Annotated in this window: 20 protein-coding genes; 15 read left to right on the forward strand and 5 right to left on the reverse strand. The window is 64.7% G+C overall.

Annotation, left to right across the window (positions count from 1 at the left end):
* Positions 1-172: 172 nt before the first annotated feature.
* A complete protein-coding gene (locus QA645_RS29675) occupies positions 173-601 on the forward strand; it encodes a DUF5330 domain-containing protein (RefSeq protein ID WP_254130160.1) in 429 nt (142 codons plus the stop codon).
* 70 nt (positions 602-671) lie between these two features.
* Complete coding sequence (locus QA645_RS29680; protein ID WP_254130159.1) at positions 672-1,100, forward strand: SufE family protein; 429 nt, start codon at positions 672-674, stop codon at positions 1,098-1,100.
* A gap of 127 nt (positions 1,101-1,227) precedes the next feature.
* On the opposite strand, the gene QA645_RS29685 is transcribed toward QA645_RS29680, so the two are convergent.
* Positions 1,228-1,644, reverse strand: a complete 417-nt coding sequence (locus tag QA645_RS29685) for a MucR family transcriptional regulator (protein WP_254130158.1) — start codon at positions 1,642-1,644, stop codon at positions 1,228-1,230.
* A gap of 162 nt (positions 1,645-1,806) precedes the next feature.
* Positions 1,807-2,706 carry a DUF308 domain-containing protein gene (locus QA645_RS29690; protein ID WP_283044930.1) on the reverse strand — a complete coding sequence of 300 codons (900 nt, stop codon included), beginning with the start codon at positions 2,704-2,706 and terminating at the stop codon, positions 1,807-1,809.
* A gap of 312 nt (positions 2,707-3,018) precedes the next feature.
* On the opposite strand from QA645_RS29690, the gene QA645_RS29695 reads away from it, so the two are divergent.
* Entirely contained in the window at positions 3,019-4,668 is a 1,650-nt protein-coding gene (locus QA645_RS29695) for a glycosyltransferase family 39 protein (RefSeq protein ID WP_283044931.1), read from the forward strand.
* A 157-nt stretch (positions 4,669-4,825) separates the two neighbouring features.
* Positions 4,826-5,605, forward strand: a complete 780-nt coding sequence (locus QA645_RS29700) for a class II aldolase/adducin family protein (RefSeq protein WP_028153549.1) — start codon at positions 4,826-4,828, stop codon at positions 5,603-5,605.
* Positions 5,606-5,826: 221 nt separating this feature from the next.
* Here the strand turns inward: QA645_RS29700 and QA645_RS29705 are convergent, their stop codons facing one another.
* The 3 genes from QA645_RS29705 to QA645_RS29715 form a co-directional block, all read right to left on the reverse strand.
* The gene (locus tag QA645_RS29705) at positions 5,827-7,221 is read right to left on the reverse strand and encodes a M20/M25/M40 family metallo-hydrolase (protein ID WP_283044932.1); all 1,395 of its coding nucleotides are present in this window, start codon (positions 7,219-7,221) and stop codon (positions 5,827-5,829) included.
* A 25-nt stretch (positions 7,222-7,246) separates the two neighbouring features.
* On the reverse strand, positions 7,247-8,575 hold the full coding sequence (locus QA645_RS29710) for a glycosyltransferase family 87 protein (protein WP_283044933.1): 1,329 nt from the start codon (positions 8,573-8,575) through the stop codon (positions 7,247-7,249).
* A 149-nt stretch (positions 8,576-8,724) separates the two neighbouring features.
* Positions 8,725-10,347 (reverse strand): helicase HerA-like domain-containing protein, encoded by a 1,623-nt coding sequence (locus tag QA645_RS29715; protein WP_283053412.1) that lies wholly within the window; start codon positions 10,345-10,347, stop codon positions 8,725-8,727.
* Between the two features lie 333 nt (positions 10,348-10,680).
* Between QA645_RS29715 and QA645_RS29720 the strand changes: the two genes are divergently transcribed.
* The 11 genes from QA645_RS29720 to QA645_RS29770 all read left to right on the forward strand — a co-directional run bounded on the left by QA645_RS29720 (position 10,681) and on the right by QA645_RS29770 (position 20,256).
* Positions 10,681-11,046, forward strand: a complete 366-nt coding sequence (locus tag QA645_RS29720) for a DUF2267 domain-containing protein (RefSeq protein ID WP_254130153.1) — start codon at positions 10,681-10,683, stop codon at positions 11,044-11,046.
* Between the two features lie 24 nt (positions 11,047-11,070).
* Entirely contained in the window at positions 11,071-11,478 is a 408-nt protein-coding gene (locus QA645_RS29725) for a DUF4332 domain-containing protein (protein ID WP_283044934.1), read from the forward strand.
* A gap of 191 nt (positions 11,479-11,669) precedes the next feature.
* A complete protein-coding gene (folP, locus tag QA645_RS29730) occupies positions 11,670-12,530 on the forward strand; it encodes a dihydropteroate synthase (RefSeq protein WP_283044935.1) in 861 nt (286 codons plus the stop codon).
* Entirely contained in the window at positions 12,527-12,895 is a 369-nt protein-coding gene (gene folB, locus QA645_RS29735; RefSeq protein WP_097662915.1) for a dihydroneopterin aldolase, read from the forward strand. Before folP ends, folB begins: the two co-directional genes overlap by 4 nt.
* A 1-nt stretch (position 12,896) precedes the next feature.
* Positions 12,897-13,388 (forward strand): 2-amino-4-hydroxy-6-hydroxymethyldihydropteridine diphosphokinase, encoded by a 492-nt coding sequence (gene folK, locus QA645_RS29740; RefSeq protein ID WP_254130150.1) that lies wholly within the window; start codon positions 12,897-12,899, stop codon positions 13,386-13,388.
* Positions 13,389-13,469: 81 nt separating this feature from the next.
* On the forward strand, positions 13,470-15,344 hold the full coding sequence (locus QA645_RS29745; protein ID WP_283044936.1) for a methylmalonyl-CoA mutase subunit beta: 1,875 nt from the start codon (positions 13,470-13,472) through the stop codon (positions 15,342-15,344).
* Positions 15,341-15,805, forward strand: coding sequence for a GFA family protein (locus tag QA645_RS29750; protein WP_254130148.1), 465 nt, complete (start codon positions 15,341-15,343; stop codon positions 15,803-15,805). Before QA645_RS29745 ends, QA645_RS29750 begins: the two co-directional genes overlap by 4 nt.
* A 9-nt stretch (positions 15,806-15,814) precedes the next feature.
* Positions 15,815-16,024, forward strand: a complete 210-nt coding sequence (locus QA645_RS29755) for a hypothetical protein (RefSeq protein ID WP_283044937.1) — start codon at positions 15,815-15,817, stop codon at positions 16,022-16,024.
* Positions 16,021-18,177, forward strand: coding sequence for a methylmalonyl-CoA mutase (scpA, locus tag QA645_RS29760; RefSeq protein ID WP_283044938.1), 2,157 nt, complete (start codon positions 16,021-16,023; stop codon positions 18,175-18,177). Before QA645_RS29755 ends, scpA begins: the two co-directional genes overlap by 4 nt.
* 224 nt (positions 18,178-18,401) lie before the next feature.
* Complete coding sequence (locus QA645_RS29765) at positions 18,402-19,151, forward strand: RsiV family protein (RefSeq protein WP_283053414.1); 750 nt, start codon at positions 18,402-18,404, stop codon at positions 19,149-19,151.
* 118 nt (positions 19,152-19,269) lie between these two features.
* Positions 19,270-20,256 carry a tripartite tricarboxylate transporter substrate binding protein gene (locus QA645_RS29770; protein WP_283044939.1) on the forward strand — a complete coding sequence of 329 codons (987 nt, stop codon included), beginning with the start codon at positions 19,270-19,272 and terminating at the stop codon, positions 20,254-20,256.
* Positions 20,257-20,269: the final 13 nt, after the last annotated feature.

Below are 20,269 nucleotides of genomic sequence, written 5' to 3' on the forward strand. Positions count from 1 at the left end.
AGCAATGGCGCAGCCATCAATCGAAAATTTACGAGACCTCCAATCGGGAAGATTTTTGCGTAAATTTTCCGCGAATTAAGCGGAAGGCAATCACTTGCGATTTATCGAGAGTTGCTAGGTCCGACACCTCGCGGGGATCGCCGCGGCGGGATCTAACATACAGGTCGATTAGATGCGCTTTCTGCTCCGCATCACATTCTGGCTCGGGCTGGTGCTGGTGCTCCTGCCGCGGGACAAGACGCACGAATCGGACAAGCTGCCGCAGATCGGCGCTGCCGACGCGGTGCAGGCTGCGACCGCGGCCGTCTCCGACATGAGCCAGTTCTGCAAACGCCAGCCGGCAGCCTGCGAGGTCGGCGGACAGGCCGCCACCATCATCGGCCAGCGAGCCCAGGACGGCGCGAAGAAGATCTACCAGATCATCAACGACAAAAAAGAGCAGATCGAGAAGAACGAAAAGACCGACAAGAAGGCGCCCGACCACACCGGCTCGATCACGGTCGCCGGTGAAGGCGACGCAGCCGCGACCGAAGCGCCGCGCGACACGCTGACCCAGGACGATCTCGCGCTGGAATGGCGCGGTCCGGAAGCCGCGAATTAGGCCCCAAATCCTATCGATTTCGGCGTCTCGCGTGCCTATATAGGGAAAACGCGGGAACCACGGGCCATCAATGACGACGATTGACGAGATCAGGGACAATTTCGAGCTTCTGGACGACTGGGACGACCGTTACCGGTACGTCATCGAGCTCGGCCGCACCCTGGAACCGATGCCCGAGGCGGAGCACTCGGCCGAGAACAAGGTCAATGGCTGCGTCAGCCAGGTCTGGCTCCAGAAGCTGGTCGATCGCGGCAATGGCGCGCCGATCCTGAAGTATCGCGGCGACAGCGACGCGCATATCGTGCGCGGGCTGGTCGCGATCGTGCTCTCGCTCTATTCCGGCCGCACGCCGCAGGAGATCCTCGATACCGATGCGATTTCCGTGTTCAACGAGTTCGGCTTCCGCGACCATCTGACGCCGCAGCGCTCCAACGGCCTGCGTTCGATGGTCGAGCGGATCAAGACCGACGCGAAAGAGGCGCTCGCGGAAGCGTCGTAGCTCCGCATGATGAGCTGCCGTAGGGTGGGCGAAGCGAAGCGTGCCCACGTTCTGAGTGTGATTGATGAGAATTCGTGGGCACGGCGCTTTGCGCCTTTGCCCACCCTACGGGAACGAGCGCGCTACGCTACTTCCCCTTCTTCCGCTGCTGCTGTCCCAGGCCCATCTTCTTCGCCAGTTGCGAACGCGCCACCGCGTAGTTGGGCGCGACCATGGGATAGTCGGCCGGCAGGCCCCATTTCTCGCGATATTGCTCGGGCGTCATGCTGTACTGCGTGCGCAGATGGCGCTTCAGCGACTTGAAGCGCTTGCCGTCTTCCAGGCACACCAGATAGTCGGGCGCGATCGACTTCTTCAGCGAGACCGCGGGCTTTGCCGGTTCGAGCGGCGCTTCGACGCGGCCCGACGACACCCGCGTCAACGCGCCGTGCACCTGGCTGATCAGGTTCGGAATCTCGGCGGCCGGCGTCGGGTTGTTGCTGACATAGGCCGAAACGATGTTCGCCGTCAGCTCGATGAAATTTTTGGCCCCGGCATCGGACATGGGCTCGACCTCTCTCCAATGACTCCGTCGCGACTGCATTGGCGGCGGTGAAGTATTCTCTGTCAACAATACGTTTGGCCGAAATAGGACGACTGGAAAATATGAACCGATTACTGATCTCGCGACAAAAACTGCGAGACTCTACTTGGATCCAGCGGGGCTTCAGCCGCCGCGCTGGTCGAGATGGGCGCGCAGTTCGTCGATCGAGGCAAAGCGCATCATGCCCTCCGGCATTTGCGCCTCGATCGAGCCGTCGGAATAAAGCGAATAGGCCATGCCGTCGACGATGCCGGATTTGAGCACCGTCACCGGCGACTGTTCGACCGGCGGCGGCTCGGGTGCAGGCGGAGGTGCGGCGGGCTGAGGCGCAGCAGGCTGAGGTGCAGCGGGCTCGAAGGTCGACGCCGGCCGCGGCGGCGGCGGGCGACGCGCCGCGGGTGGCTCCGGCGGCCGTGCACGGTCAGCCTTCGGCCAGGCATCGTCGAAGCTCGCGGGCGGAGCTTCTGATGCGGCCGGCTCCGCGGGCTCGGCATGTGGTTGCGGCGGCAGACCGTCCGCGGCCTTGGCCTCGGCACGCTCACGCTCCTTGCGCGAGCTCGAGGCGAACATCAGGTTGCGGCGACGTGGTGCCTCCGGAGCGGCGGGCGGGGGCGGTGGCGGCGCTTCCGGCTCGGCCGGTGCCTCGACCCGCGGTCGCTCGCGCACTGGCGCTTCGGCCTGCCAAGGCGGCGCAGCGGGCGATGGCTGCGGTTCGACGCGCGCCGGCGGCAGTTCCAGCGCAGACGCAACCGGTGCAGTGGGCGCAGCGAGGCCCGGCGGCAGCACCGGCCTCACGCGAACCTCCGACGCCGCAGCCGTTCCGGCCAGCCGGCGGGCAATGCCTTGCAGCTCCAGCAGCACGATGTAGAGGCCGACCAGTAACATTCCGGAGCAGACGCCGATCACGCCGCTCGTTATGAGCGTGCTGCCGAGGCTGAAATCCCTGATCGAATAGCCAAAAGCGATCGCAAGGAGGCCCGCCACCACGGCGAAAATCCCTGCAATCAACAAAGCCAAGCTCATCGAACACACCCCCGGCCGTGCACCCACGCACGACACCCGTTACGCCACGATACCGTCATACTGCGTTCCTCGCCAACGACCAATTGCCCGCACCGTTCCTAAAGGGAAGGATATCAGGGACTTATTCACATTCCCTTCAGCAACGGTCCGCTAGCTGTGATGTGCTCCGAGTTTCTGGAAATTGCTGCGTCGCATCAGGAATTTAGCCATAATGCCCAATTACTTGGTAATGGAACTGCGCTATAGGGATTCCGGGGAGCAGGCCCGCGCGCACCAGCAGGGCCAAGAGGGGATTCCGGGTCACCAATAGCCATGACATCCATCACGACTTCGGCGATCGACACGCCCCTCGGGCGCTCGGTTGAACGGACTTGCGACGATCTCGCCATGCTGGTGCTGGCTGCCGTCGCCGTCATCGCAGGCCTGACCTTCCGCGACTACGGGCTCGGCTGGGACGATTACACCCATGCCGAGTATGCCGACCTGCTGCTGCGCATGTACGGTTCCGGCTTCCGGGACACGTCCGCACTCTCCTTCGCCAACCTCTATATGTATGGCGGCGGCTTCGACATGGTCGCGGCCCTGCTGCACAAGATTCTCCCGCTCGAGCTGTTCGAGACGCGACGCCTGGTCGGCGCGATCGTCGGCGTGATCGGTCTTGCGGTCACCTGGCGGCTCGGCCGCCGCGTCGCCGGACCGCTAGCGGGCCTTGCCGCACTCTTGCTGCTGGCGCTCTGCCCGATCTTCTACGGCCACATGTTCATGAACCCGAAGGATGCGCCCTTCGCGGTGGCCATGATCATCCTGATGCTCGGCCTGGTTCGGCTCGCCGAGGAATATCCAAACCCTTCGCCACGCACGATCCTGATCGTCGGCCTGGGTGCCGGCCTGTCGATCGGCTGCCGCATCCTCGGCGGCCTCGCACTGGTCTACGCGATGGCCGGCTTCATGCCGCTGTTGCTGGAAGAGCTGCGCACCGAGGGCGCGCGCGAGGCTATCAGGCGTTTCGCCCATGTCGTCTACGTGCTGCTGCCTGGGCTGGCGTTCGGCTATCTCGTGATGGGCCTGATCTGGCCGTGGTCGATCATGGAGCCCGCCAATCCCTTCGAGGCGCTGACCTATTTCTCGCATTTCTTCGAGAAGCCCTGGAAGGAGATGTTCGACGGCGCGATCGTGTCGGTTCCCGACATGCCCTGGTCGTACCTGCCGACGCTGTTCGCGCTGCAGCTGCCCGAAGTGATGCTGGTGTTCATGGCCGGCGCCGTGTTCAGCACCTTCGCGATGCTGACACGTCGCGAGGTTCCGGCGCGCCGCAAGACCATCATGCTGATGCTGACCCTGGCGGCCACCCTGCCGCTCGCGATCGCGATGGTGAAGCGTCCGGCGCTCTACAACGGCATCCGCCATTTCGTGTTCGTGATCCCGCCGATGGCGGTGCTCGGAGGCGTCGCCTTCGCCTGGACCATGGAGCGCCTGCGCGCCAACCACCGCGCCTGGCAGCCGGCCGTGCTCGCCGTGTTCTGCTTCGGCCTCGCGCTGCCGCTCGCCGAGATGATCCGGCTGCATCCCTATCAATACACCCACTTCAACCACATCGCCGGCACGGTGCGCGCCGCCGACGACCGCTTCATGCTGGACTATTGGGGCCTCGCGCTGAAGCAGGCCTCCGACGAGCTGCGCGAGCAGCTGATCGAGCGCCAGGAAGTGCCGCCGCGCAATCGCAAATGGAAGGTCGCGGTGTGCGGTCCGCAGCGCCCGGCGCAGGTCGCGCTCGGCCCCGACTTCACCATCGGCTGGGACTCCAACGCGGCTGATTTCGCCATGACGCTCGGCGAATTCTACTGCAAGGGCCTGACCGCCCCGGTGCTGGTCGAGATCAAGCGCGACGACGTGGTGTTCGCCCGCGTCTACGACATCCGCGGCCGCAGCATTTCCAGCCTGCTGTCGATCCCGGCGCCGTAATATTCTTCTCCAAGCCTTGCTCTCCGCCTTCGCTCTTCGATCTACGGCGGACAAGCATGCGGGCTACGCTTGGCTGCCGCGATTTGACCGCCTTGCTGCGGGCCTCACCCGCGACTAGGCTCTCTCCCCGCAACAACGAGGTTCGGAGAGATTTGCCATGTCACCAGCGGAAGCGCGCCTGAAGGAAGTACCGTCGAACATGACGGAGGCCGAGTGGCAGCAACGGGTCAATCTCGCCGCCTGCTATCGTCTCGTCTCGCTGTACGGCTGGGACGATCTGGTCGACACCCACATCTCCGCGCGCGTGCCCGGCCCCGACCACCACTTCCTGATCAATCCCTACGGGCTGATGTTCGACGAGATCACGGCCTCGAGCCTGGTCAAGGTCGATCTGCACGGCAACCAGCTCAGCGAGAGCGAATACAGCATCAACCCGGCCGGCTTCACCATCCATTCGGCGATCCACGAGGTGCGCGAGGACGCGATCTGCGTGCTGCATCTCCACACGCTGGACGGCACCGCGGTGTCGAGCAGCGCCGAAGGCCTGCTGCCGCTGAACCAGACCGCGCAGCTCGTCACCCATGACCTCGCCTATCACGACTATGAAGGCATCGCGCTCGATCACGACGAGCGGCCGCGGCTGCAGAAGGACCTCGGCGACCACAACCACATGCTCCTGCGCAACCACGGCACCCTGACCGTCGGCCGCTCGGTCGCTTCCGCCTTCGAGCGCATGTATCACCTCGAGCGCGCCTGCTCGATGCAGGTGCGCACGCGCGCGCTGGGCACGCCGGTCTATCCGGTCGAGGAGATCGCGATCGAGAAGAACACCGAGCTGCTCGCCAACCGCGACCGCGCCGAGCTGCGCGCGACGAACCTGGTGTGGCCGCCGCTGCTGCGCAAGCTCGACCGTGAGCTGCCGGGCTACCGGTCTTGAGATTCTGCGGATTTCGTGTAGGGTAACCGCCAACACCCTCTACACGTTTTGGAATGAAACGCCGCCCAATTCCGGGCGGCGTTTTTATTTGCATGGTCTCGTTACGGAAACAGAGCCGTAGGGTGGGCAAAGCGAAGCGTGCCCACGTCTTCTTCTTTGGTCATCACTGAGAGGTGGTGGGCACGGCGCTTCGCGCCTTTGCCCACCCTATGGCACTGTGCCTACTTCACCTCGGCCAGAGCCGCGAGGATCCGCGCCCAGGAGCGGATGCCCTTCTGGAAGCTGCGCAGATCGTACTTCTCGTTCGGCGAATGGATGTTGTCGTCGTCCAGGCCAAAGCCGACGAGCAGCGAATCCAGCCCGAGCGCGCGCTTGAAATCGGCGACGATCGGGATCGAGGCGCCGGAGCCCATCAGCACGGTTTCCTTGCCCCATTCCTCGGTCAGCGCCTTCCTGGCCGCCGCAAGCGGCTTCATGTTCCAGTCGAGCGCCACGGCGGGTGCGGCGGAATGGTCGCCGAACTCGACCTTGCAGTCGCCGGGAATCCGAGCGGTCACGTAGTCGCGGAAGGCCTTGCGGATCTTCTGGGGGTCCTGGCCCTGGACCAGCCGGAACGAGACTTTTGCCGAGGCATGCGACGGGATCACCGTCTTGGAGCCCTCGCCGATATAGCCGCCCCAGATGCCGTTGACGTCGCAGGTCGGACGCGTGGAGGCCTGTTCCACCATCAACCGGCCCTTCTCGCCGGCTGGGATCGACAGACCGACCGGCTTGAGAAACGAGTCCGGCGTGAAGTTGAGCTTCTTCCACTGCTCCAGGATCTCCGGCGGCGTGTCCTTCACGCCGTCATAGAAGCCCGGAATGGTGATGTGGTTGTCGTCGTCGAACAGTCCGCCGAGGATTTTGGTCAGCACCCGGATCGGGTTCATCGCCGTGCCGCCGTACACGCCGGAATGCAGATCGCGGCTGGCGGCGGTGATCTTCACCTCTTCATAGAGCAGGCCACGCAGCGCCGTCGTGATCGCCGGCGTCTCCGGATCCCACATGCCGGTGTCGCAGACCAGCACGTAATCGGCTTTGAACTCGTCCTTGTTGGCTTCGACGAACGGCACGAAGTTCTTGGAGCCGACCTCCTCCTCGCCTTCGATCAGGAAGGTGATGTCGATCGGCAGCGAGCCCGTGACCTTCTTCCAGGCGCGGCAGGCTTCGACGAAGGTCATCACCTGACCCTTGTCGTCCTCGGCGCCGCGCGCGACGATGATCTTGCGGCCGTCGGCATGATCGACGACGGCGGGCTCGAACGGCGGACGGTGCCACAGCTCGAGCGGATCGACCGGCTGCACGTCGTAATGGCCATAGAAGATCACATGCGGCCGTCCGCCCGCTTTGGCCTTGCCGACGACGGCGGGATGGCCGGCAGTCGGCCTCACCTCGGCCGCGACGCCGAGGCTCGCGATGTCCTTGGCCAGATGCTCGGCTGCCGCCTTGCAATCCCCCGCATAGGCCGGATCCGCGGAAATCGACTTGATCCGCAACAGCGAGAACAGCCGCTCGAGGCTGTTATCGAAGTCCTTGTCGATGTGGTCGAGCACGGATTGAAGCTGCGCATTGGCCATGGCCGGATGTCCCACTTTTCTAACCTCAGGATGGTTGTGGTTTTAACCCTGCCGCGGCCTCGGAGCTAGCCGCAACCGGCGGATGCCGGATGTGCCAGGCGAGCGTCACGGCGAGGACCGCCGTGGCGACGAGGTTGTTGCCCCAGGCCTGGATGGTGTTGGGGAACAGCGGCAGCGACAGCAGCATGAGGATGCCGGTAGCCAGAAGCGCGAGCCAGGTTCCCAGCCGCACATTCGGCCGCACGTCGAAAGCGGCCCGATGCATCAGCACCGTGAACGGCAGGAACAGCCACATGAAGTAATATTGTCGCGCCAACGGCGAGGCGACCGTCATCAGGCAGAACAGAATGCCGAGCTCCTCGGCATCCGAACGCGCCGTTCGCTGCGATTGCCGCGGCATGACCGCGACAAAGCCGAGCCCGAGCAACACCGACACCGCGAGCACGATCCAGTTCGCCGTCTTGTAGTCGACGTCGATGACATTCATCGTGCGCACCGGCTTGCTGGGGTCCTCCAGATTGTAGTTGATCGGGCGGACCAGCCGATGCGTCACCGCGATGATGGACTGGTTGACCCACGACCAGTTCTGCTCGTCGCGCTGGCCAAAACCCTTCTCCGAACTGGAGCCGACCATGCCCTGGTACCAGGTGTTGAGCTCGGCCGCATTGCGCTCGAAGCCACGGATCGGCGCCGGCACGACGTACAGCAGCACGCCGATGAAGGCGATCATGCTGACGACGGCCGCCCACTGCCTCCGCCAAACCAGATAAGGCAGCACCGCGATCGGAAACACTTTGATGGCGGTGGCGAGCGCGAACATGAAGCCTGCCAACCAGGATCGTCGATGCTGGAGGCTCCAGAAGCCGTACAGCATCATCGCCAGCAGAACGAGGTTCGGCTGACCGAGATCGAACATGTCGAACACGAAGGTCACGGTGGCGAATGCCGGCAGCGCTTCGAGCCACGGGCCCGGCTTGCGGTCCGAGCCGGTCATGGCATTGGAGAGAACGCCCGTTGAAAACCACGCCACCACATTGAGGATCGACAGCACGACATAGAGCGGGATCTTGCCGAACCAGCTCGGGATCGCCAGCAGGATCGCCGGCAGCGGCGGATAGATGAACTCGAACTGGTCATGGATGTCGCTCGGATAGAGCGGGCCGCCATGCAGCACCTGCTGCCCGGCCCAGTACCACAGCGCGTAGTCCTTGGTCTTGCCGCGGCCGAAGATCTCCGGCCCGAGGACGTCCGCGGTCAGAATCAAGCAGCAGACCAGGAAGAGCAGGTCGAGCGGTGCGCGCAGTGAAAGAGATCGGAGCGCGCCGGGTTTGTCTGATGGATTCGAGAGAGTCACATTATGTCCAGTCGGAAACAAATAGCACGTAGCAGACCGACGGACGCTTGGAGAGTCCCCATCACCCGAATTTGTGCCTTGCAAAGACGCCGCTTCTCGCGCAACCGCAACGGCGTTGCGGACCGCTGGCCCGCAACCGGGCATTCTGCCTACCTGCGCAGCAGCCCGCCGAGCGCGCCGCGGACGAGTGCGCGGCCGACCGAGCCGCCCAACTGGCCGCCGACCGATTTGCCGAGATCGGCCACGACGCCGCCGACCACCTTGTCGGTGACCGTGCGCGTGACGTCGCGCGCGATGCGCTGTCCCGTCGTCAGCCGGTTGCGGCCGGTGTTGGTGCCGAAGATGGTACCGACGATCGAGCCGATCTGGCCGAGGATGCCGCCACCGCCTCCACCCGCCTGGCCATCGGCCGGCGCCGCGGTGCCGGCGATGCGCTTCTGGAGGATCTCATAGGCGGATTCGGAATCGATCGCGGTGTCGTATTTGCCCTTCACCGGGCTCGCATCCATGATCGCCTTGCGCTCCTCCGCCGTGATCGGCCCGATGCGGGCCGACGGCGGGCGGATCAGCACCCGCTCGACCATCGCCGGCGTGCCGTTGCCTTCGAGGAATAACACCAGCGCCTCGCCCTTGCCGAGCTCCATGATCACCTTGGCGGTGTCGAGCTTCGGGTTGGGCCGGAAGGTCTGGGCGGCTGCTGCGACCGCCTTCTGGTCGCGCGGAGTGAAGGCGCGCAACGCATGCTGCACGCGGTTGCCCATCTGCCCGAGCACGCGGTCGGGCACGTCGATCGGGTTTTGCGTGACGAAATAGACGCCGACGCCCTTGGAGCGGATCAGCCGGACCACCTGCTCGATCTTGTCCATCAACGCCTTCGGCGCGTCGTTGAACAACAGATGCGCCTCGTCGAAGAAGAACACCAGCTTGGGCTTGGGAAGGTCACCGGCCTCGGGCAATTCCTCGAACAGCTCTGACAGCATCCACAGCAGGAATGTCGCGTAAAGCCGCGGGCTCTGCATCAGCTTGTCGGCGACCAGGATGTTGACCATGCCGCGGCCGTCGCGGTCGGTCTTCATGAAGTCCTTCAAGGTCAGCGCCGGCTCGCCGAAGAATTTTGTCGCGCCCTGGTTCTCCAGCACCAGCAGCTGCCGCTGGATGGTGCCGACGGTGGCCTTGGTGACGTTGCCAAAACCCTGGGCGGCCTTGCGGATCGGCGCGAGCGGATCCTCGTCCGCATCCGGTCCCTTCTTGCCGCTGTCGGGCACGATGGCATCCAGCAGCGCCCGCAGATCCTTCATGTCGATCAGCGCGAGACCGTTGTCGTCGGCGACGCGGAAGGCGACGTTGAGCACGCCCTCCTGCACGTCGTTGAGATCGAGCATGCGCGCCAGCAGCAGCGGCCCCATCTCGGTGATGGTGGCCCGCACCGGATGGCCCTGCTCGCCGAACACGTCCCAAAACACCGTCGAGAACTGGTCGGGCTGGAACGTCAGCCCCATCTCGCTGGCACGCTTGACGATGAAGTCCTTTGCCTCCCCGACCTCGGAGATGCCGGAGAGGTCGCCCTTGATGTCGGCGGCGAACACCGGAACACCGGCCCGCGCAAATCCTTCCGCCATGACCTGCAGCGTGACCGTCTTGCCCGTTCCGGTCGCGCCGGTGACGAGGCCATGGCGATTGGCGAGCGCCAGCGTCAGCCAGGCCTGCTCGTCTCCCTTGCCGACGAAGATTTTGTCGTCGGTATCGCCGAGCTTGTTGTCCTGCGCCGTCATCATTCTCTCTATCGTTAGTTTCGCGTATTGAAACTCGGGCCCGCCAGTTCCGTAGTTTAACGCATGTCGCGAGCCGATTGAAACCGTTCAAGACGGCGTTCACATGCGACATTGTCGGAGACACCGCGCGCGGCATGCGCCAAAAGTCGGAGTGATACATTCGCACCGCGGCAATTTTTCACGGATTCCTTCTCCGCTCTTGCATCGCTGCAACACTTTTTGCGTCTTCGGAACGTTGCGTGCGTTCATCGCTTGTATTTCACATCGCACCGGCTCAAGATCGTTTTTCGAAAATATTCTCCGGCATGTGAACCGGCTGAGGGGCAGGCCCATATGGACGAGCTGATCGGACAGCTGGCGGCAAACGCCAGCATAGATAGTGCTGTCGCTGAAAAGACCGTCGGCATTATCCTGGGTTTCCTCCGCAGCGAAGGTCCTCCCGACAGCGTGCAGGCTCTGATCGACCAAATCCCCGGTGCGGAAGGCGCGATCGAGGCGTCCAAGAGCGGTGGCGGACTGTCGCGGCTGATGGGCGGCGGCCTGATGGCCGTCGGCACGCGCCTGATGGGCCTTGGGCTTGGCATGTCCGACATCCAAACCATTGCGCGTGAACTTTTTCGTTTTGGTCGAGACAAAATCGGAGCGGATCAGATGGGCAAGATCATCGCGGGCACGCCGGGCCTTAGCCAATTCGCCTGAGCGACGCATTTCATATTGAGTATCATGACATATCCGATCTCAGAGATTGAGGGCCTGCCGGCCTTTGCCGCCAACAAGTTGAAGGCGCAGGGGATCCGCACGACCGACGCGCTGCTGGAAGCCGCGAGCACGGCCAGGGGCCGCAAGGCGCTCTCGGCCAAGACCGGCATCAGCGAGCAGTCGCTGCTGGAGTGGGCCAACGTCTCCGACTACATGCGCATTCCCGGCATGGGCCGGGCCAAGGTCGGCCTGGTCCGCGCCGCCGGCGTCACCACGGTGCGCGAGCTCGCTTATCGGAATCCGGCAAGATTGGCGCAGAGCATGCGCGAGGCCAACGATCGCAGAAAGCTCGTCCGCATCCTTCCCTCCGAGAAGTCGGTCGGCGACATCATCGCCAAGGCCAGGAAGCTGCCGCCGAAGATCACGTATTAGGCCTCTCGCTCGGCATACGACGAGCCGCGTTACTCTCGATGTCATACCCCACGAATGCGGGGTAGCCAGTACGCCGCAGCGCCTCCGTATTACCGCACTGCCTCGGAGTACTGGATTGCCCGCTTTCGCGGGCAATGACAGTGAGGGTATTGGCCTTGACTCCCCCTCCCCGACCGCGCAAAGCCACGCGCATGAACGCCTCGCCCTCCCCATCCGTCCCGCCGGCCGGCTCGGCCGGGCCAGATGCGCTGCGGACGCTGCTCGACCGGCCTCTGCCGGCGGTGATGGGCGTGCTCAACGTGACGCCGGATTCCTTTTCCGACGGCGGCGACTTTATCGCGCCGGACCAGGCGCTGGCACGGGCGCGGGCGATGATCGAGGCCGGCGTCGACATCATCGATATCGGCGCCGAATCCACCCGGCCCTACAAGGGCGCCCAGCCGGTGACCGCGGCGGACGAGTTGTCCCGGCTGAAGCCGGTGCTGTCTGACATCGTCGCGCTCGGCGTTCCCGTCTCGATCGACAGCATGAAGGCGGAGGTGGTGGCCTTCGCGCTCGACCGGGGCGCGGCCATCGCCAACGACGTCTGGGGGTTGCAGCGCGACGCCGATATGGCGCCGGTGGTCGCTGCCCGCGGCGTCCCCGTCATCGTCATGCACAACCGCGACAGCGTCGATTCCGCCATCGACATCGTCGCGGACATGAAGGCGTTCTTCCTGCGCTCGCTGGATATCGCCGCGAAAGCCGGCATCGCACGCGACAGAATCGTGCTGGATCCCGGCATCGGCTTCGGCAAGACCGCCGAGCAGAGCATGATCGCGCTGGCGCGGCTGCACGAGCTCGACATGTTCGGCCTGCCGATCCTGGTCGGCGCCTCGCGCAAGCGTTTCATCGCCTCGGTGTCGCCGTCAGAGCCGAAAGAGCGGCTCGCCGGATCGATCGCCGCGCATCTGATCGCAGCCCGGAAGGGCGCGAAGATCATCCGGACCCATGACGTCGCCGAGACCCTGCAGGCCCTGCGGGTCGCCAACGCAATCGAGAGCAAGCAATGACCGATACGATCTTCGTGACCGGCCTGTCGATCCACGCGCGCCATGGCGTGATGGATCACGAGACCGAAGTCGGCCAGCGTTTCGTCATCGACCTCGAGCTCTACACCGACCTGTCGGAGCCTTCGCGCAGCGACCGCCTCTCCGACACCGTGTCCTATGCCGACGTGGTGGCGACCACGACGGCGGCGTTCAAGAACACCAATTACAAGCTGCTGGAGCGCGCGGCCGGTGCGGTCGCCGACGCCATCCTGTCGCACTTCCCGCGCATCCGCGCCGTGAAGATCACCGTGCACAAGCCGCATGCGCCGATCGCCGCGATCTTCGACGATGTCGGCATCATGCTGACCCGCTCGCGGCACCCCTGACATGGCGAGCGTGCTGATCGCACTCGGCGGCAATGTCGGCGATGTCCGAGCGACATTCCGCAAGGCGATCGCCCATATCTGCGGCATGGCGCAAGCCGCGGTTATCGCGCGTTCGTCGGACTACACCACGCCGCCCTGGGGCGACGTGGACCAGGATCCCTTCATCAACGCCTGCGTCGAGATCGAGACCGACCTCGATCCGCACGCGCTATTGTTCGTCATGCAGAAAGTCGAGCAGAAATTCGGCCGCACGCGCGACAAGGATCGGCGCTGGGGCCCGCGCACGCTCGATCTCGACATGATCGCCTATGACGATGTGTCGTTTCAAAAGCCCGACCTGACCCTGCCGCATCCGCGGCTGTTCGAGCGCGCCTTCGTGCTGGTGCCGCTGGCCGAAATCGCGCCCGACCGCGTGATCTCGGGCATTCGTGTGCGTGACGGCCTCGCCAGCGTCTCGACGCAAGGCATTGAGCGGCTTTCGGATACCGGTTAACCAAAAACAACCGTTTGCAGGGAGGGCCGGCCGTGGCAATTTCGCCTGCGAATAACGAGACGTTTGGGAGCCCTTGGCCGTATGACCTCCGTGACTGACAATCTGCCGCTGGCGGCCGATTTTCCCAAGGCGACGGACGCGGACTGGCGCAAGCTGGTCGACGGTGTGCTGAAGGGCGCGCCATTCGAGAAGCTGGTCGGCAAGACCTATGACGGCCTGAAGATCCAGCCGCTCTATCCGCGCACCAAGGGCGCCGCGCTGCTGACGGGGCGCGCGGCGGCTGCACCATGGCTGATCATGCAGCGGGTCGATCATCCCGATGCGGCGGCGGCGAATGCGCAAGCCTTGCAGGATCTGGAGAACGGGGCGACGGGCCTCGAGATCGAGTTCGCCGGAGGACCGGGTGCACGCGGCTTCGGTGTCATCGACGCCGATCCGGCAACGCTGGCGCGGCTGTTCGACGGCGTGTTCCTCGATGCCGGCGTCGCGATCTCGCTCAACCCGGTGGCCGGCCGGCAGGATGCCGGCACGCTGTTCGCCGATATGGTCGAGGCCAAAAAGCTCGATCCCGCTGGGATCGACGTGCGCTTCAACTACCAGGCCCTGAGCACGTTCGCCGTGCGCGGCGCCGCGCTCGCGCCATGGTCGGAATACGAAGCACCCTTTGCGCGCATCGTGTCGGGCCTGATCGGGCGCGGCTTCAAAGGTCCGTTCGTGCTCGCCGACGGCCGTCCCGTCCACGACGCCGGCGGTTCCGAGGCCCAGGAGTTGGCATTCGTGCTGTCGCTCGGTGCGACCTATCTGCGCATGCTCGAGCGCGGCGGCATCGATCTCGATGTCGCGCGACAAGCCGTTTCATTCCGGCTCAGCGCCGACGCCGACCAGTTCCTGACCATGGCCAAGTTCCGCGCCTTGCGGCAGCTCTGGGCCCGCGTCGAGCAGGCGTGCGGCCTCGCGCCTCGGCCCGCTTTCATCGCCGCGGAAACCGCCTGGCGCATGCTGACGCAGCGCGATCCCTATGTGAACATGCTGCGTGCGACCATCGCGACCTTCGCTGCCGGGCTTGCCGGCGCCAACGCAATCACCGTGCTGCCGCATACGCTGGCACGCGGGCTGCCTGACCCGTTCGCGCGGCGCGTGGCGCGCAACACGCAACTGCTGCTGCTGGAAGAAAGCAACCTCGCAAAAGTCAGCGATCCCGCGGCGGGATCCGGCGGCATCGAGACGCTGACGTCGGAACTGTGCGCGACGGCATGGGCGTTGTTCCAGGAGGCCGAGAAAGCCGGCGGCGCCTTCGCCGCTCTTCAACAGGGCCTGTTCCAGAGCAAGGTCGCAGCCACGCGCAAGGCGCGCGAGGCCAACATCGCAAAGCGCCGCGACGTGCTGACCGGCGCCAGCGAGTTTCCCAATCTGCACGAGGCCGACGCCACCGTGCTCGACGTGAAGCCGATCGCGCTGCCGCCCTCCGGCGAGCCGAAATGCAAATTCGATGCGCTGGCGCCGATGCGCCTCGCCGCGCCGTTCGAAGCGCTGCGCGACAAATCCGATGCAGCGTTGAAAGCGCGCGGCACGCGGCCGAGCGTATTCCTGGCCAATCTCGGCACGCCGGCGGATTTCACCGCGCGCGCGACCTTTGCAAAAAGCTTCTTCGAGGCCAGCGGCATCCAGACGGTCGACAGCGAGGGTTTTGCCGATCCGGCCAAGCTCGCCGCCGCCTTCAAGGCCTCCGGCGCTGCGCTCGCCTGCCTTTGTTCCAGCGACAAGGTCTATGCGGAACACGCCGAGGCGGCGGCAAGGGCCCTGCAAACGGCAGGCGGCCGACATATCTATCTCGCAGGCCGTCCGACCGAGGCCGAGGCGGCGCTGCGGGCGGCCGGTGTCACCGGCTTCGTGTTTGCCGGCGGCGACGCGCTCGCCACGTTGCAGGACGCTTATTTGCGGATGGAACAGGCATGACCGATACGAGCAAACCCGTTCTCACCGGCGGCTGCCAATGCGGCGCGGTGCGCTTTGCGATTTCGGCCACACCGAACCGGGTTTCGATCTGCCACTGCCGGATGTGCCAGAAGGCGAGCGGCGCGCCATTCGCCTCCTTCGCCGACATCAACCGCACCGATTTCGCCTGGACCAAGGGCAAGCCGTCGTTCTTCCGCTCCTCCACGATCGCCGACCGCGGCTACTGCGCCGCCTGCGGCACGCCGCTGAGCTTCGGCCGCATCGACGGCGAGCGGATCGAGATCATGACGGGCGCGTTCGACCGGCCCGATCGCCTGGTGCCGACGCGACAATATGGAAGCGAGTCTCGCCTGGGCTGGGTGGTTGGCATCTCCAATCTGCCGAGCCAGACCACACAGCAGAATTACGGGCCGGAGAAGATGGCGACCATCGTCAGCCATCAGCATCCGGATCATGATTGAGATCAATCCGTGGTAGGCTATGCCATGCTTCAGGCGCTGGGAGAAATACTGCTCGGCTTGACAGAGTGGAAGGCGAACGTCGGGAAGCTGCTCGCCCGGCTTCTGTGGAGCGGGACTGGTATGATGACTGAGAACCGGTCGTCGGATAATCCCGCTTACAAGAAGAATTTGCAGCGGCTGATCGAGCATCACCGCAGGTTTGAGGAATCCAAGGAATGACCCGCATTCCCAATTTCGCCGATGTCGCCTTCGAGCGGACCGCAAGCGCCGCTCCGACCGGCAGCGCCGAGCCGTGGCTCACGCCCGAGGGTATTCTCGTAAAACCTGCTTATGGCGAGGCTGATCTGGCCGGGCTCGATTTCCTCGACACCTATCCGGGCATCGCACCGTTCCTGCGCGGCCCCTACCCGACCATGTATGTCAACCAGCCCTGGACCGTCCGGCAATATGCCGGCTTCTCCACGGCAGAGGACTCCAACGCGTTCTACCGCCGCAATCTTGCGGCCGGACAGAAGGGCCTCTCGGTCGCCTTCGATCTCGCCACCCACCGCGGCTATGACTCAGATCATCCGCGCGTCGGCGGCGACGTCGGCATGGCCGGCGTGGCGATCGACTCCATCTACGACATGCGCACGCTGTTTGCGGGCATTCCGCTCGATCAGATGAGCGTGTCCATGACCATGAACGGCGCGGTGCTGCCGATCCTCGCGCTTTATGTCGCTGCCGCCGGTGAACAGGGCGTCGCGCCGGAAAAGCTGTCGGGCACCATTCAGAACGACATTCTGAAAGAGTTCATGGTGCGCAACACCTACATCTATCCGCCCGCGCCCTCGATGCGGATCATCTCGGACATCTTCGCCTATACGTCGCAGAAGATGCCGAAGTACAATTCGATCTCGATTTCCGGCTATCACATGCAGGAAGCCGGTGCGACGCAGGATCTCGAGCTCGCCTACACGCTCGCCGACGGCGTCGAATATCTGCGCGCCGGACTTGCCGCGGGTCTCGACGTCGACCGCTTCGCACCGCGCCTGTCGTTTTTCTGGGCGATCGGCATGAACTTCTTCATGGAGGTCGCCAAGCTGCGCGCCGCGCGCCTGCTCTGGGCGAAGCTCTTGAAGCCGTTCAATCCGAAGGACCCGCGCTCGCTGTCGCTACGCACGCATTCGCAGACCTCGGGCTGGTCGCTGACCGCGCAGGATGTCTTCAACAACGTGATGCGCACGACGGTGGAGGCGATGGCGGCCACGCAAGGCCACACCCAGTCGCTGCATACCAATGCGCTCGACGAAGCGTTGGCCCTGCCGACCGATTTCTCGGCGCGCATCGCCCGCAACACCCAGCTGTTCCTGCAGCAGGAGAGCGGCACCACCCGCATCATCGATCCCTGGGGCGGCTCGTACTACGTCGAGCGCCTCACGCGCGATCTCGCCGCGAAGGCGTGGGGCCATATCCAGGAGGTCGAGGAACTCGGTGGCATGGCCAAGGCGATCGAAGCCGGCGTGCCGAAATTGCGTATCGAAGAGGCCTCGGCCAAGACCCAGGCGCGCATCGATGCCGGCAAGCAGGCCGTGATCGGCGTCAACAAGTTCAAGCCATCGGACGAAGCCGCCATCGACATTCTCAAGGTCGACAACACCAATGTCCGCCGGCTGCAGATCGACAAGCTGACGCGGCTGAAATCCGAGCGCAACCAGAAGGACGTCGAGGCCGCGCTCGCCGCGTTGACGCGCTCGGCCGGCGAAGGCAACGGCAATCTGCTCGCGCTCGCCATCGACGCGGCGCGGGCCAAGGCGACCGTCGGCGAGATTTCGGACGCGATGGAAAAGGTGTTCGGCCGGCACCGCGCCGAGATCAAATCCATCACCGGCGTCTATAAGCGGGAAGCATCCAGCATGGGCAACCAGGTCGAGAAGGTTCAGGCGCTGATCGACGCCTTCGAGGAGGCGGAAGGCCGCCGCCCGCGCATCCTGGTCGCCAAGATCGGCCAGGACGGCCATGACCGCGGCCAGAAGGTGATCGCGTCTGCCTTCGCCGATATCGGTTTCGACGTCGACATCGGGCCGCTGTTCGCCACCGCCGACGAAGCCGCGCGACAGGCCGTTGAGAACGACGTTCACATTCTCGGTGTCTCCTCGCTCGCCGCCGCCCATCTCACGGCCGTGCCTGAACTCAAGGCCGCACTGAAGAAGCAGGGCCGCGAGGACATCATGATCATCGTCGGCGGCGTGGTGCCGCCGCAGGATTATGACGCGCTCTATGCGGCCGGCGCCGAAGCCATCTTCCCGCCCGGCACGGTGATCGCGGACGCGGCCGAGGAGTTGATCCGCAAGCTGAACGCCCGGCTCGGGCATAGCGAGGCGGCGGAATAGCTCCGCCGCGCCTGGGCGCCCGCATCAAACCGGCGGACGGGCTGCTGCGACCAATCTTCACGTCCCGGTGTTCGCGCCGCGCGTTCTGCGCCGGTTCATCTTGCGATCATTATGCTCATGCCGATGTCCGAACGCGTCGACGGCGGTCGGATGTAAAATTGATGGATATTGAAGTGACATATCGTGCAAACGTGCGGGCAGAATGGCTCGCGAGCCTTTTTGCCATCGCGACGATCGCGCTTACATCCCCCTCCCTCGCGGCCGATCCCAAGCCCGACGCCGTCGTCAAGAACAGAAACATCGAGGCGCGTGTCTTCCTCGACGACAAGATCAAGGCCGACGCGCCACTCGCGGCCGACTGCCTTGCCGAGGGCAGGAAATGGCTCGACAAGAACGCGGCTGACGCGGCTGCCTCACGCAAGCAGGACCCGCAATTCTTCAAGGACGGCGGCTGGGACTTTGAGCGCAAATATTCGATCCGCTCCGTCGTTGCCGACCGCTATGTCAGCCTCCTGCGTGACGACTATATGGACACCCATGGCGCCCATCCTAATTCGGACGTGAACACGGTGCTGTGGGACAAGTCCGAGAACAAGCGCATCTCGATCCGCCCGTTCTTCGCCGAGACCGCCGACAACGGCCCCACCATGAAGGCGATGGTAAAGGCCGTGATCGCCTCGCTCAGAATCGAGAAGAAGAAGCGCGACACCAGCGAGACAGCGACTGAGGAATGGTTCAAGGGCGTGGAGCCCAGCCTGCTCAAGATCGGCGCGGCGACGCTCGCGCCGTCGACCGAACCAGGCAAGAGCTCCGGCCTCACCTTCCACTACCCGCCCTATGCGGTCGGCCCCTATGCCGAGGGCCAATATGTCGCATTCGTTCCGTGGGAGACGTTGAAGCCCTATCTCACGGCGGAGGGCGCGCGCATCTTCGGCGGCACGCGGCCAAAAGGCGATGCCGACCAGCCGCAATGAGTTCCAGCGGAACCGTTGCTCACGGCGCCGTTGGGCGGCCGCTTGCGACATCCCTGCAAAGCCGCGTAGCATATTGCATTGACCAGCCCGATTCCCGAGGGCGCCGCCGGGATTATTGATGCCAGGAATTACGCGCCGCATTTTCGCGGCCTCTTCTGTGGCCGCCGCCACGTCCACCCTCCTCTCACCTGCGCGCGCGCAAGCCTATCCGGCGCGGCCGGTGACCTTGATCGTGCCGTGGGGTGCGGGGGGCGGCACGGATGCGACCGCGCGCATCGTCGCGACGCTGCTGGAGAAGGAGCTCGGCCAGCCGTTCAACGTCGTCAACCGCACCGGCGGATCCGGCGCAATTGGCCATGCCGAGATCGCAACCGCAGCGCCGGACGGCTACACGATCGGCACGCTGACCGTGGAAATCGCAATGCTGCATTGGCAAGCCCTGACGCAGCTGACGCCGCGGAATTTTACGCCGCTGGCGCTGGTGAACGAGGACCCGCCGGGCATCCAGGTCTCGACGTCCTCGCCCTACAAGACGGTGAAGGAGCTGATGGACGCCATCAAGCTGGCACCTCCCGGACGGTTCAAGGCTTCAGGCACCGGACAAGGCGGCATCTGGCATCTCGCCCTCGTCGGCTGGATGCAGGCAATGGGATTGCCGGCCAACCAGGTCGCGTGGTCGGCGTCGAATGGTGCAGCACCGGCCATGCAGGATCTCGTCGCGGGCAGCCTCGATCTCACCACCTGCTCGGTGCCGGAAGCACGCGCCACCATCGAGGCCGGCCAGGCCCGGAGCCTCGCGATCATGGCGCATGCGCGCAATCCGATCTTCCCGGACGTCCCGACGCTGAAGGAGACGATCGGTGTCGACTATTCCACCAGCTCGTGGCGTGGCATCGGCGGCCCGAAGTACTTGCCTCCGGCCGTTGCCGCCAAGCTGACCGCGGCCTTGAAGAACGTGTACGATTCCCCCGCATTCAAGGACTTCATGACCGGACGCGGGTTTGGCACCGTCTGGCGCGATGCCGGCCAGTTCGAGACCTTCATGGACCAGGCGGATAGCCAGATGGGCCAGGCGATGAAGGCGGCGGGTTTTGCCAAGGCCTGACGTAACCACGCGT

The organism is Bradyrhizobium sp. CIAT3101 (genome assembly GCF_029714945.1).
Taxonomy (GTDB): Bacteria; Pseudomonadota; Alphaproteobacteria; order Rhizobiales; family Xanthobacteraceae; genus Bradyrhizobium.

Coding starts and splice junctions, on each gene's coding strand:
- QA645_RS29720 (WP_254130153.1), top strand. CDS start 10,681: ATGGACGAGCTGATCGGACAGCTGGCGGCAAACGCCAGCATAGATAGT.
- QA645_RS29715 (WP_283053412.1), bottom strand. CDS start 10,347: ATGACGGCGCAGGACAACAAGCTCGGCGATACCGACGACAAAATCTTC.
- QA645_RS29705 (WP_283044932.1), bottom strand. CDS start 7,221: ATGGCCAATGCGCAGCTTCAATCCGTGCTCGACCACATCGACAAGGAC.
- QA645_RS29770 (WP_283044939.1), top strand. CDS start 19,270: ATGCCAGGAATTACGCGCCGCATTTTCGCGGCCTCTTCTGTGGCCGCC.
- scpA (WP_283044938.1), top strand. CDS start 16,021: ATGACCCGCATTCCCAATTTCGCCGATGTCGCCTTCGAGCGGACCGCA.
- QA645_RS29750 (WP_254130148.1), top strand. CDS start 15,341: ATGACCGATACGAGCAAACCCGTTCTCACCGGCGGCTGCCAATGCGGC.
- QA645_RS29745 (WP_283044936.1), top strand. CDS start 13,470: ATGACCTCCGTGACTGACAATCTGCCGCTGGCGGCCGATTTTCCCAAG.
- QA645_RS29700 (WP_028153549.1), top strand. CDS start 4,826: ATGTCACCAGCGGAAGCGCGCCTGAAGGAAGTACCGTCGAACATGACG.
- folP (WP_283044935.1), top strand. CDS start 11,670: ATGAACGCCTCGCCCTCCCCATCCGTCCCGCCGGCCGGCTCGGCCGGG.
- QA645_RS29685 (WP_254130158.1), bottom strand. CDS start 1,644: ATGTCCGATGCCGGGGCCAAAAATTTCATCGAGCTGACGGCGAACATC.
- folB (WP_097662915.1), top strand. CDS start 12,527: ATGACCGATACGATCTTCGTGACCGGCCTGTCGATCCACGCGCGCCAT.
- QA645_RS29695 (WP_283044931.1), top strand. CDS start 3,019: ATGACATCCATCACGACTTCGGCGATCGACACGCCCCTCGGGCGCTCG.
- folK (WP_254130150.1), top strand. CDS start 12,897: ATGGCGAGCGTGCTGATCGCACTCGGCGGCAATGTCGGCGATGTCCGA.
- QA645_RS29675 (WP_254130160.1), top strand. CDS start 173: ATGCGCTTTCTGCTCCGCATCACATTCTGGCTCGGGCTGGTGCTGGTG.
- QA645_RS29725 (WP_283044934.1), top strand. CDS start 11,071: ATGACATATCCGATCTCAGAGATTGAGGGCCTGCCGGCCTTTGCCGCC.
- QA645_RS29680 (WP_254130159.1), top strand. CDS start 672: ATGACGACGATTGACGAGATCAGGGACAATTTCGAGCTTCTGGACGAC.
- QA645_RS29690 (WP_283044930.1), bottom strand. CDS start 2,706: ATGAGCTTGGCTTTGTTGATTGCAGGGATTTTCGCCGTGGTGGCGGGC.